Source organism: Pseudomonas stagnisoli (assembly GCF_048595745.1).
GTDB lineage: Bacteria > Pseudomonadota > Gammaproteobacteria > Pseudomonadales > Pseudomonadaceae > Aquipseudomonas > Aquipseudomonas alcaligenes_A.
Genome location: NZ_CP184361.1, coordinates 3,479,140 through 3,491,295 on the forward strand (window position 1 = coordinate 3,479,140; position 12,156 = coordinate 3,491,295).

The 12,156-nt window shown below is 66.4% G+C and carries 9 protein-coding genes and 1 pseudogene; all 10 read left to right on the top strand.

Translation table 11 applies throughout. From position 1 onward, the window contains the following. The first annotated feature begins 117 nt into the window (after positions 1-117). Positions 118-1,749, top strand: a complete 1,632-nt coding sequence (locus tag ACOAPY_RS16795) for a GGDEF domain-containing response regulator (RefSeq protein WP_465154081.1) — start codon at positions 118-120, stop codon at positions 1,747-1,749. A 1,527-nt stretch (positions 1,750-3,276) separates the two neighbouring features. Continuing rightward, positions 3,277-3,795, top strand: a pseudogene (locus ACOAPY_RS16800) (methyl-accepting chemotaxis protein); the annotation flags it as partial. Between the two features lie 111 nt (positions 3,796-3,906). Then, positions 3,907-5,712, top strand: coding sequence for a protein-disulfide reductase DsbD (gene dsbD / locus ACOAPY_RS16805; RefSeq protein WP_237045413.1), 1,806 nt, complete (start codon positions 3,907-3,909; stop codon positions 5,710-5,712). A 122-nt stretch (positions 5,713-5,834) separates the two neighbouring features. Then, complete coding sequence (gene aroQ, locus ACOAPY_RS16810; RefSeq protein WP_021701439.1) at positions 5,835-6,278, top strand: type II 3-dehydroquinate dehydratase; 444 nt, start codon at positions 5,835-5,837, stop codon at positions 6,276-6,278. A 25-nt stretch (positions 6,279-6,303) separates the two neighbouring features. Then, positions 6,304-6,768, top strand: coding sequence for an acetyl-CoA carboxylase biotin carboxyl carrier protein (gene accB, locus ACOAPY_RS16815; protein ID WP_237045414.1), 465 nt, complete (start codon positions 6,304-6,306; stop codon positions 6,766-6,768). A gap of 17 nt (positions 6,769-6,785) precedes the next feature. Further along, positions 6,786-8,141 (top strand): acetyl-CoA carboxylase biotin carboxylase subunit, encoded by a 1,356-nt coding sequence (accC, locus tag ACOAPY_RS16820; RefSeq protein WP_076579857.1) that lies wholly within the window; start codon positions 6,786-6,788, stop codon positions 8,139-8,141. Between the two features lie 122 nt (positions 8,142-8,263). Then, a complete protein-coding gene (prmA, locus tag ACOAPY_RS16825; protein ID WP_465154082.1) occupies positions 8,264-9,145 on the top strand; it encodes a 50S ribosomal protein L11 methyltransferase in 882 nt (293 codons plus the stop codon). Positions 9,146-9,206: 61 nt separating this feature from the next. Further along, positions 9,207-10,568 (top strand): DUF3426 domain-containing protein, encoded by a 1,362-nt coding sequence (locus ACOAPY_RS16830; RefSeq protein ID WP_465154083.1) that lies wholly within the window; start codon positions 9,207-9,209, stop codon positions 10,566-10,568. A gap of 212 nt (positions 10,569-10,780) precedes the next feature. After that, positions 10,781-11,779 carry a tRNA dihydrouridine synthase DusB gene (dusB, locus tag ACOAPY_RS16835; RefSeq protein ID WP_465154084.1) on the top strand — a complete coding sequence of 333 codons (999 nt, stop codon included), beginning with the start codon at positions 10,781-10,783 and terminating at the stop codon, positions 11,777-11,779. Further along, entirely contained in the window at positions 11,776-12,111 is a 336-nt protein-coding gene (gene fis / locus ACOAPY_RS16840; protein WP_021701445.1) for a DNA-binding transcriptional regulator Fis, read from the top strand. Before dusB ends, fis begins: the two co-directional genes overlap by 4 nt. Positions 12,112-12,156 lie beyond the last annotated feature (45 nt).

Genomic DNA, 12,156 nt, shown 5'->3' on the forward strand with positions numbered 1-12,156 from the left:
GGCGGCAAATCGGCCAAATGCTGGCGGTTTGACGCCAAATGACCGACGGCAACCCTGGGATATGTTACCAGTGGTAGCATCATGCCATCACCCAGCCATCAGCTGGATTACCATCAGATGTCTGTCATGAACGAGCACGAAGATCCCAGTCGCGACCGCCTCAAGCAACACTTCGCCAAGCGCGTGATCCACCAGGCCCGCCAGGTATTGGAAGTGTGGCAGCGCCTGCAACAGGAAGAGTGGGGCGCGGGCGTCATGGCCGAACTGGCGGAGACCAACCTCGGCTTGCTGCGCTACGCGGAACGCTTCGAACAGGACCTGCACATCCAGCTGGCCCGCGGCATCGGTCAGTGCCTGGAAACCGTGGAAGGCAACCGCGGCCGTCTCAACAGCCAGCTGATCACCGAACTCAACCAGCTCATGCAGCGCCTGTCGCGCACCGGCCTGCGCCATGGCGACCAGTACGAGCAGACCTTCCTGCCACCACTGCGCAAACCGGTGTACCTGGCCCTGCAGGATCAGGACCGTGCCCAGCGCCTGGCCCAGCAGCTGGAGTTCTTCGGCCTGAGCGCCCAGCACTTCGGCAGCGCCGCTGCGTTCCGCGCCGCCATGGCCGAGCGTCATCCGGCCGCCATTCTGATGGAAGTGGACTTCGCCGGCCCGGGCCTCGGCCTGCAGCTGGCTGCCGAGGCGCAGCAAGGCCTGGAGCAGAAGCTGCCGCTACTGTTCTTCAGCCATGACGACGTCGATACCCCGACCCGCCTGGCCGCCGTGCGCGCCGGTGGTCAGGAGTTCTTCACCGGCAGCCTGGACGCCTCCGGCCTGATCGAGCGCATCGAGATCCTCACCAACGTGGTCCACTACGACCCCTACAAGGTGCTGATCGTCGATGACTCGCGGGCCCAGGCCACCCACACCGAGCGGGTACTGAACAGCGCCGGCATCGTCACCCGCACCCTCACCGAGCCGATCCAGGCGATGGCCGAGCTGGCCGAGTTCCAGCCCGACCTGATCATCCTCGACATGTACATGCCCGAGTGCAACGGCACCGAGCTGGCCAAGGTGATCCGCCACAACGACCGCTATGTCAGCGTACCGATCATCTACCTGTCCGCCGAGGACGACCTGGACAAGCAGCTCGACGCCATGAGCGAGGGCGGCGATGACTTCCTGACCAAGCCGATCAAGCCGCGCCACCTGATCGCCACCGTGCGCAACCGCGCGGCGCGGGCACGCAACCTCAAGGCGCGCATGGTGCGCGACAGCCTCACCGGGCTGTACAACCACACCCACACCCTGCAGCTGCTGGAAGATGCGCGCTTCCGCGCCCGCCGCGACGGCCAGCCGCTGACCTTCGCCATGCTCGACATTGACCACTTCAAGAAGGTCAACGACACCTATGGCCACCCCATGGGCGATCGAGTGATCAAGAGCCTGGCACTGTTCCTCAAGCAGCGTCTGCGCAAGACCGACCATATCGGCCGTTACGGCGGCGAGGAATTCGCCGTCGTGCTGTCGGATACCGATGCCGTGGCCGCCGCCAAGGTGCTCGACGAGATCCGCCGGCGCTTCGCCGAGATCCACTACCCGGCACAACCGCACGACCTGTCCTGCACCTTCAGCTGCGGCATCGCCGAGCTGCGCGACGGGATGGACGGCAACACCCTGTCCAAGCAGGCCGACCAGGCGCTTTATATCGCCAAGCGAGGCGGCCGTAACCGGGTCGAAATCTTCCTCGACGAAGCGTGACCCAGATCACGCCGTCATAAAGCCGTAACCAAATCGCAATAACCTCCAGGCACCACCTCGTTGCTCCCCCGGTGCCCGATCATGCGTCTCAAGCAGCTCACCAACCTCTCCACCGTCCTGCTGGTCACCGCCTGTGTCGCCCTCGGCGGCACCCTCTGGTGGTCCGAGACCGCGCTGGAGCGTCCTTACCTGCTGATGCAGCGATACCTGAGCCTGTCACAACAGTTTCAGCACCAGGTCGCGGACAACGTCCAGGCCTACCTGGGCAGCGGCGACGCCCTGCGCCACAAGCAGGCCCAGCAGGCCATCGAGGCACTGGCCACGCAACTCGGCGAACTGCCGCCCCACCTGGCCGACAACCTGCGCCCGAGCCTGGAAGAGCTCAGCCAGTTCGTCGCCGGCGATCTGCTCGCCGCCGGCAAGCTGGCGGGCGACCCGCAAGGCCTGCTGCTGCAGGCCGAACGCGAAATCGGCGGAACCCTGGATCAGCTGCAGCAATACGCCACCACGAGCGGCAACACACAGGCCAGCACTTACTCCTTGACGCTCTTCCAGGCCGCTCAACACCTGGCGCGTCTCGCCCACGCTCGCGGCAAGCTGGTCAGCAGTGGCCGCAGCGAGCTGGCCGGTGACGTGGAGCGCGAACTGGCGGCACTCAGCCTGCGCGCCAGCGAACTGCAAAGCCTGCCGCTGCTCGGCGTCACCGAGAGCAGCGACGCCGGCAACAGCTTCGCCGCCATGCTCGGCCTGGACAGCGGCGCCGAAGACGAGCAGGCCGAGGATCAGGGCATCGCCCTCAAGCGCGAGTTGAGCAGCCTGCTCAAGCGCTATCCGGCCGAACTGCAGCGCACCCAGGCGCTGGTCCGCCAGCGCGCCGAACTGGCCAGCGCGAGCACCAGACGGGTCGATGACCTGCAGCAGGCCCTGGCCGCGCTGGAACCGGAGGTACGCGCCGAGCATGCGCGTATCCAGGGCGAAGTGCGCCTGGTGCAAGGCCTGGCAATTGGCCTGATCCTGTTGATTGCATTGTTCCTCGACCAGATCCAGCGGCGCATGAGCCATGTCCTCACGCGCCTGGCTCCGGCCCTGTCGACCTGGGCAGGGGGCGACTTCGCCGCCGATATCCGGTTGCAGGCACGCACCCGCGAGATGCGCGACATCGAGGATTCTCTGAACCGACTGCGTACATACCTGGTCGAGCTGGTCGGCACCATCCACCAGCATGCTGGCGAGGTGGCTGGCAGCAGCCGCACCCTGGCCGAGCTGAGCCAGGGCCTGCACGGCGGCGCCGAGCGCCAGCTGGCCGACACGGCGCAGATTCGCGACGCCCTTGGCGAGCTCGAACACACCATCGCCAGCGTGGCCGCTGACGCCAGCCAGGCCGCCGATGCCAGCCGCGCCGCCAGCCGCGCCGTGGAGCAGGGCCAGCGGGTGATCGAACAGAGCCTCAAGGGCCTGCATGATCTGGTGGGCGAGGTACAGGGCAACGCCCAGTCGATCGAACAATTGGCCGCCGAGACCGCCACCATCGGCCAGGTGCTCACGGTGATTCGCGGCGTGGCCGAACAGACCAACCTGCTCGCCCTCAACGCCGCCATCGAGGCGGCACGCGCCGGCGAGATGGGCCGCGGCTTCGCCGTGGTCGCCGAAGAAGTACGCTCGCTGGCCCAGCGCACCAGTGGGGCGACCGAAGAAATCCAGCAACTGATCGCCCGCCTGCAGCAAGCCGCCCAGCAGTCAGTGGCGGCCATGCGCGCCCAGGTCGAGCATGCCGAGACCACGGCCAGCCAGGCCGAACAGGCCGACGGCGCACTGGATCAGGTGGTCGGAGCCATCCGCACCATCGCCAGCATGGCCGAGCGCATCGCCGAGGCCACCGCTCAGCAGGGCGGCGCCGCCAGTGAAATCCGCAACCGCAGCGAACGCATCCACAGCCTGGGCGGGGACAACCTGACCCGCATCGGCGAGGGCCGCGCCCAGGGCGAACAGCTGCTGCAACTGGGCAGCCAGCTGCACACGGCGGTGCAGGCATTTCGCGTCGCCTAGCCGCCGCGCGTCGGCCGACAATATCCGCTTACGCACTGCGCCACCCGGTCGCCTGGGGTCCGCTGCCGGACTTGGGTATGATGCCCGCCAAGTCCGTCGTGCGAGCCCGTCATGCGCCGTCTGCTCCCTCTGTTCCTGCTGCTGTTCACCCTCCCCGCCCTGGCTGGTCTGTTCGACGACCCGGCCCCGCGCGGCGTGATCGAAGATACTCCGCTGAACAACAGCAGCGACTTCCTGCCGGTGCGCGAGGCCTTCCGCCTCAGCCTGGTGAGCAGTGACGCCCAGTCGGTGAAGCTGCGCTTCGTGGCGGCCGAGGGCTATTACCTCTATCGCCACCAGTTCAAGTTCCGCATCGAGCCCAGCGACCTGGCCAAGGGCGAAGCGCGGCTGCCGGCGGGCAAGCCCAAGCACGACCAGTACTTTGGCGATGTCGAGGTGTACTACGGCGTCACCGACATCGACCTGCCGATCGACAACCCCATCGACCTGCCCTTCACCGTGCATGTGTCCTACCAGGGCTGCGCCGACAAGGGCCTGTGCTACCCACCGGAAAACGAGCGCATCGAAGTCGACGGCCAGGGCGCGGCACCGACCGAACCGGCTGCCAGCACAGCGCCCAGCGCACCGGCACCGGCACCGGCCGGCTGGACCTGGAAGGAACTGGCGCTGTTCTTCCTCGGCGGCCTGGCCCTGACCTTCACCCCCTGCGTGCTGCCGATGCTGCCGATCCTCACCGGCGTGGTGCTGCGCGGCCAACCCGGCGGCGCTCGTGGCCTGGTGCTGTCGCTGGCCTACGTACTGCCGATGGCACTCAGTTTTGCCATCCTCGGCGCGCTGATGGGCCTGTTCGGCGCCGAACTCAACCTGCAGGCGCGCCTGCAGTCGCCCTGGGTGCTGGCGCCATTCGCCATCTTCTTCGCCCTGTTCGGCGCCGCCAGCCTGGGCTTCCTCGAACTGCGCCTGCCGGCCGCCATCGACGGTCGCCTGCAGCGCCTGAGTCAACGCCTGCATGGCGGCACCATCCTCAGCGCCGCAGCCCTCGGTGTGCTCTCCAGCCTGCTGGTGTCGCCCTGCGTGTCAGCGCCGCTGGCCGGCGCGCTGCTCTATATCAGCAGCAGCGGCGACGCCCTCGGCGGCGGCCTCAAGCTGCTCGCCCTGGGCCTGGGCATGGGCACGCCGCTGGTGCTGTTTGCCGTCGGTGGCGGCGCCCTGCTGCCGAAGTCCGGCCCGTGGATGGTCACCGTGCGCAATGCCTTCGGCGCCCTGCTGATGGCTGTGGCCGTGTGGCTGCTCGAACGCGTGGTGCCCGGCCCGGTCGCCCTGGCGCTGTGGGGCCTGCTGGCTGCCGGTATCGCCCTGTGGCTAGGCGTGCTGGAGCTGACGCCCAAGACCCACCACCAGAAGCTGGCGCAGCTGATCGGCCTGCCGCTGCTGGTCTACGCGCTGGTCGCCTGGGTCGGCGCCCTGCAGGGTGAGAGCGATCCGCTGCGCCCGCTGGGGCAGGCCCAGGTCGGTGCAGCTGTCGCGGCGCCCCGCGCGCAGCATGGCGAATGGCAGACCGTGACCACCCCGGCCGAACTGGATGCCGCACTGGCCGAGGCGAAAAGCGCCGGCCAGCCACTGCTGCTGGACTGGTACGCCGACTGGTGCATCAGCTGCAAGGTGATCGAGCGCGAGGTCCTCAGCGCACCGACCGTAACCGCGCAGCTGGGCGGCTACCGGCTGATCCGCTTCGACATCACCGAAAGCCGCGAGGATCAGCGCGCCCTGCTCGACCGTTACCAACTGTTCGGGCCGCCAGCGATCCTGTTCTTCGGGCCAAAGGGTGACGAATGGGCCGATCTGCGTGTCGTAGGTGAAATCAGCGCCGCCGACTTCGCCGAACGCCTGGCCCGCGCCGCCTCGCGACAGAACTGACAACGTCATATTTCTGCCGCAAACTTCGTCCATCGTGCCGACTATTTCCGGCAACTGGACAGCCTGCGGCGCTTTCGGCATAGTCCCGGCCAATCCACGGTCAGAACAACAAGGAAGCGCCCATGGCCACCCTACTGGTGCTGCACGGCCCCAACCTCAACCTGCTGGGCACCCGCGAACCCGACAAATACGGCGCCACCACCCTGGCCGAGATCAATCAGGACCTGGAGCAGCGCGCCCGCGCCGCCGGCCACCACCTGCTGTACCTGCAGAGCAATGCCGAGTACGAGCTGATCGAGCGCATTCATGCGGCGAAAGGTGAAGGAGTCGACTTCATCGTCATCAATCCGGCCGCTTTCACTCACACCAGCGTCGCATTACGTGACGCGTTGCTGGCGGTGAGCATCCCATTCATCGAAGTGCACCTGTCCAACGTGCACAAGCGCGAACCCTTCCGCCATCACTCCTACTTTTCCGACGTAGCGGTGGGAGTGATCTGCGGCCTCGGCGCCAGCGGCTACCGCTTGGCTTTGGAGGCTGCCCTGGAACAATTAGAACGCCCCTGACCTCACCCTTGGGAGTTGCAAAACTATGGATATCCGTAAAGTCAAAAAACTGATCGAGCTGCTGGAAGAGTCCGGTATCGACGAGCTGGAAATCCGCGAGGGCGAAGAGTCCGTGCGCATCAGCCGCCACAGCAACAAGGCCATGGCCGCCCAGCCGATCTACGCCGCCGCTCCGGCCCCGGTCGCCGCCCCGGCTGCACCGGTCGCCGCTGCCGCCCCGGCGGCCGACGCCGCGCCGGCCGCCGCCAAGCTGAACGGTCACGTGGTGCGCTCGCCAATGGTCGGCACCTTCTACCGCGCCGCCTCGCCAACCTCGGCCAACTTCGCCGAAGTCGGCCAGACCGTGAAGAAAGGCGACATCCTGTGCATCGTCGAAGCCATGAAGATGATGAACCACATCGAGGCCGAGGCCAGCGGCGTGATCGAGTCGATCCTCGTCGAGAACGGCCAGCCGGTTGAGTACGACCAGCCCCTGTTCACCATCGTTTGATGCGCGGGGAACCTGCGATGCAGAAGCTGGAGAAAGTCCTGATCGCCAACCGTGGCGAAATCGCCCTGCGCATCCTGCGCGCCTGCAAGGAAATGGGCATCAAGACGGTGGCCGTCTACTCCACCGCCGACCGTGACCTGATGCACCTGGGCCTGGCCGACGAGACCGTGTGCATCGGCCCGGCGCCGGGCGCGCAGTCCTACCTGAGCATTCCGGCCATCATCAGCGCCGCCGAAGTGACTGGCGCCACCGCCATCCACCCGGGCTATGGCTTCCTGGCCGAGAACGCCGACTTCGCCGAGCGCGTCGAGAAGTCCGGCTTCGCCTTCATCGGCCCGACCGGCGACGTGATCCGCCTGATGGGCGACAAGGTGTCCGCCAAGGAAGCCATGATCAAATCCGGCGTGCCGGTGGTCCCGGGCTCCGATGGCCCGTTGCCGGAAGACGAGGAAGAAGCCCTGCGCATCGCCCGTGAAGTGGGCTACCCGGTGATCATCAAGGCCGCTGGCGGCGGCGGCGGTCGCGGCATGCGCGTGGTGCACAAGGAAGAAGACCTGATCAAGTCGGCCAAGCTGACCCGCACCGAAGCCGGAGCTGCGTTCGGCAACCCGATGGTCTACCTGGAGAAGTTCCTCGGCAACCCGCGCCATGTGGAAGTCCAGGTGCTGTCCGACGGCCAGGGCAACGCTATCCACCTGTATGACCGCGACTGCTCGCTGCAGCGCCGGCACCAGAAGGTGCTGGAAGAAGCCCCCGCTCCGCAGATCGACGAGAAGGCCCGCGCCGAAGTGCTCAAGCGCTGCGTCGATGCCTGCGTCGAAATCGGCTACCGCGGCGCCGGCACCTTCGAGTTCCTCTATGAAGACGGTCGCTTCTACTTCATCGAGATGAACACCCGCGTGCAGGTCGAACACCCGGTCACCGAGATGGTCACCGGCATCGACATCGTCAAGGAGATGCTCAGCATCGCCGCCGGCAACAAGCTGTCGATCAAGCAGGAAGACGTGAAGATCCTCGGCCACGCCCTGGAGTGTCGGATCAACGCCGAAGACCCGGACAACTTCATGCCCTGCCCCGGCAAGGTCAAGCACTTCCACGCCCCGGGCGGCAACGGCATCCGCGTCGACTCGCACCTGTACAGCGGCTACTCGGTACCGCCGAACTACGACTCGCTGATCGGCAAGCTGATCAGCTACGGTCGTACCCGCGACGAAGCCATGGCACGCATGCGCAACGCCCTGGACGAGATCGTGGTCGACGGTATCAAGACCAACATCCCGCTGCACCGCGACCTGACCCGCGACAAGGGCTTCCTCAAAGGGGGTGTGAACATTCACTACCTCGAGAAGAAGCTGGGCATGGATAAGCACTGATTATCCTGCCGTGAACAAGGGCCGCCCTCGGGCGGCCCTTGTCGTTTCAGCGCCTGAACTGGCGGGGCGCCGCCCCCTCAAGTAAGCTGCGCGCCCACGCAACACCGTCCATGAGGTTCGCCATGCCCTGGTTACAAGTCCGTCTCGCCATCACCCCGGAACAGGCGGAAACCTACGAGGATGCCCTGCTCGGCGTCGGCGCCGTGTCGGTCACCTTCATGGACGCCGAAGACCAGCCGATCTTCGAGCCGGACCTGGGCACCACTCCGCTGTGGTCCAACACCCACCTGCTGGCGCTGTTCGAGGCCGATACCGACCCGGCCAACCTGGTCGCGCACCTGCAGCTGCTGACCGGCGGCGAACTGCCGGCCCACGAGATCGAGCACATCGAAGACCAGGACTGGGAACGCAGCTGGATGGACAACTTCCAGCCCATGCGCTTCGGCCAGCGCCTGTGGATCGTGCCGAGCTGGCACGCCGCGCCTGAGCCGGAGGCGGTCAACCTGCTGCTCGATCCGGGCCTGGCTTTCGGTACCGGCACCCACCCGACCACCGCGCTGTGCCTGGAATGGCTGGACGGTCAGAACCTGAATGACTGCACGGTGATCGACTTTGGCTGCGGCTCGGGCATCCTGGCGATTGCCGCCCTGCTGCTCGGCGCGCCGCAGGCCATCGGCACCGACATCGACCCGCAGGCGCTGGAGGCCTCGCGCGACAATGCCGGACGCAACGGCATCGATCCGGCGCGTTTCCCGGTCTACCTGCCCGCCGACATGCCGCAACAGCCGGCCGACGTGGTGGTCGCCAACATCCTGGCGGGCCCGCTGGTCTCCCTGGCACCGCAGATCACCGCCCTGGTCAAGGCCGGCGGCCGCCTGGCGCTGTCCGGCATCCTCGCCGAGCAGGCCGAGGAGGTACGCGCAGCCTATGCAGACGCCTTCGACCTCGATCCGACCGCGATCAAGGACGGCTGGGTACGCATCAGCGGCGTCAAACGCGCCTAGAGCTTGTCGACCCGGGCCCCGGCTTGGGTAAACTAGCGCCCTGTTTCGCACGGACCGCCGCATGACCGACAGCTTCGTCACCCAATGCCCCCACTGCCGTACCAGCTTCCGCATCAGTCGCGCGCAGCTGGGCGCAGCCCATGGCGCCGTGCGCTGCGGGGCCTGCATGCGCGTGTTCAATGCCGCCCAGCAACTGCTGGTGGATCAGAATCGGGTCAGCAAACCGACCACAGCGCCGACTGCCGCGCGCCCCTCGGCCCCGGCAGCGCCTGCGCCCGCACCCCGTCCGGCACCAGCCGCAGCTGCAGTGCCCGCGCCCAGCGCGCCGGCCCAACCGGTCGCCGCGCAACCGGCGCCGACTACGGTACCGGCCAAGCCTGCCCAACCCGCAGCGGCCGAGAAGAAGTCCGTCGACACCCTGTGGATTCACGACGATCTGGACCTGGACAGCCTCGACCTCGACGAGGAACTGGCCAAGCTGGAAGAACAGGAAATGCAGCTGTCCCGCGAATTCCTGGCAATGGACAGCGCCCCCAAGCCGGGCACACACCTGCTGCATGCCGACGAGGAAGACAATCGCCACGACGAGAGCTGGGCCGAATCGCTGATCAAGGACGAGCCGCCACGCAAGACCGCCACCATGGCGCCCGTGCGCCCGCGCCCGGAGCCCGCACCCGAGCCGCTGCGCGCCGAACCCCAGGTTCGCGCCAAGCCCGTCGAGGAGCCGCCTGCGGAACGTGAGGAGCCGCCGCTGGGCAACCTGTCCGCCGCCGATGAAGAGGATGCCGAAGAGATCGCCGATGGCGACTACCGCATCGCCGCCGAGCCGACGCCGGCACAGCCCGCCAAGCCGGTGCGCAGCGAACCGGCATTGCGCGACGACAGCCTGCTGGAACTCAGCGAAGACCCGCTCCACCTCGACTGGCAGCAGCCGAAGAAGCCCTGGGGCCGCTGGATCGGCTGGGGCCTGCTGAACATCATCGCCGCCGGCGCGCTGGCCACCCAGTACACGGTGTATCACTTCGAGGAACTGGCACGTCAGGACCAGTACCGGCCCTGGTTCGAGGCGATCTGCCCGGAAATCGGCTGCACCCTGCCGTCCAAGGTCGATATCGCGCAGATCCGCAGCACCAACCTCGTGGTGCGCAGTCATCCGCAATACATGGACGCGCTGATGGTCGACGCCATCCTCTACAACCGCGCCCAGTTCGCCCAGCCTTTCCCGCTGCTGGAACTGCGCTTCGCCGACCTCAACGGCCAGCTGATCGCCAGCAGCCGTTTCCGCCCCAGCGAGTACCTCAGCGGCGAGCTGGCCGGCCAGGACGAGATGCCGCCGCAGACACCCATCCACATCTCCCTGGAGATCAAGGATCCGGGCGCCAAAGCGGTCAACTACAGCCTCAGCTTCCACTCCCCCGAATAGGCCACAGACGCCGGATTTCCGGCGCTCCAGCCTTGTCACCTAGCCAACGGCAATAACCCGATGGCTGCTCATAATTTGTTCAAAACAGCCTTTATCCGGTCATCGAGAGCGGGTATCATGCCCTCCCTTTTTCGCACTCCCCCGATCGCCGTTTCGCTCTCTGGCAGGCTACGCCATTGCCCGAAACGACCTTCGAGACAACAGGGATGACCATGTCGGTGGTACGCATCGGCCCTTACACACTGCCCAACCCGCTGATCCTCGCCCCCATGGCGGGCGTCACCGATCAGCCGTTCCGGCAGCTGTGCCGGCGCCTTGGCGCCGGCATGGTGGTCTCCGAGATGGTCACCAGCGACGTGCGCCTGTGGAACAGCCGCAAGTCGCGCCTGCGCCTGGTACACGAGGGCGATCCCGAGCCGCGCTCGGTACAGATCGCCGGTGGCGCCCCCGAGATGCTGGCCGAGGCCGCCCGTCGCAATGTCGAGCTGGGCGCGCAGATCATCGACATCAACATGGGCTGCCCAGCCAAGAAGGTGTGCAACAAGGCGGCCGGCTCGGCATTGATGAAAGATGAAGAGTTGGTGACGGCCATCCTCAGTGCAGTGGTCAAGGCCGTCGATGTGCCGGTGACTCTGAAGATCCGTACCGGCTGGGATCGCGCGAACAAGAACGGCATAACCGTGGCGAAGATCGCCGAACAGGCCGGCATCAGCGCCCTGGCCGTACACGGCCGAACCCGCGCCGACCTGTACACCGGCGCCGCCGAGTACGACACCATCGCCGCGATCAAGCAGGCGATCTCCATTCCGGTGTTCGCCAACGGCGACATCGATTCGCCGCACAAGGCCCAGCAGGTACTCGACGCCACCGGCGCCGACGCCCTGCTGATCGGTCGTGCGGCGCAAGGGCGGCCGTGGATCTTCCGCGAGATCGCCCATTTCCTGGCAACCGGCAAGGAGCTGCCGGCGCCGACACTATACGAAGTAGAACGGATCCTGCTGGAACACCTGGCCGCCTTGCACGCCTTCTATGGCGACCTGATGGGTGTACGCATCGCCCGCAAGCATGTCGGCTGGTACCTGGCAACTCTACCCGGCGCCCGCGAGTTTCGCGCCGAGTTCAATCGTCTGGAAAGTACGGACGCGCAGTACACCGCAGTTCGGCAGTTCTTCGCCGAGCAGAACAATAAGGGAAATGAGGTGGCCGCATGACGAGGATGACCGAGCCTTTTTTTGAGCAATCAGTTTTTGATGGGGCAGTACCCGTGAGCGACAACGCCAACCTGAAGCAGCACCTGAACACACCGTTCGAACAGGGCCAGACCCTGCGCGACAGTGTGGAGAAGGCCCTGCACAACTACTTTGCCCATCTCGAGGGGGCGGACGTCACCGACGTCTACAACCTGGTCCTGACCGAGGTCGAAGCGCCGCTGCTGGAAACCGTGATGAACCACGTCAAGGGTAACCAGACCAAGGCCTCCGAACTGCTCGGCCTGAACCGCGGCACCCTGCGCAAGAAGCTCAAGCAATACGATCTGCTGTAATCACCCGAATGCCTGGAAAAGGGCGGCCCGCACAAGCCGCCCTTT

Coding starts and splice junctions, on each gene's coding strand:
- ACOAPY_RS16795 (WP_465154081.1), top strand. CDS start 118: ATGTCTGTCATGAACGAGCACGAAGATCCCAGTCGCGACCGCCTCAAG.
- dsbD (WP_237045413.1), top strand. CDS start 3,907: ATGCGCCGTCTGCTCCCTCTGTTCCTGCTGCTGTTCACCCTCCCCGCC.
- aroQ (WP_021701439.1), top strand. CDS start 5,835: ATGGCCACCCTACTGGTGCTGCACGGCCCCAACCTCAACCTGCTGGGC.
- accB (WP_237045414.1), top strand. CDS start 6,304: ATGGATATCCGTAAAGTCAAAAAACTGATCGAGCTGCTGGAAGAGTCC.
- accC (WP_076579857.1), top strand. CDS start 6,786: ATGCAGAAGCTGGAGAAAGTCCTGATCGCCAACCGTGGCGAAATCGCC.
- prmA (WP_465154082.1), top strand. CDS start 8,264: ATGCCCTGGTTACAAGTCCGTCTCGCCATCACCCCGGAACAGGCGGAA.
- ACOAPY_RS16830 (WP_465154083.1), top strand. CDS start 9,207: ATGACCGACAGCTTCGTCACCCAATGCCCCCACTGCCGTACCAGCTTC.
- dusB (WP_465154084.1), top strand. CDS start 10,781: ATGTCGGTGGTACGCATCGGCCCTTACACACTGCCCAACCCGCTGATC.
- fis (WP_021701445.1), top strand. CDS start 11,776: ATGACGAGGATGACCGAGCCTTTTTTTGAGCAATCAGTTTTTGATGGG.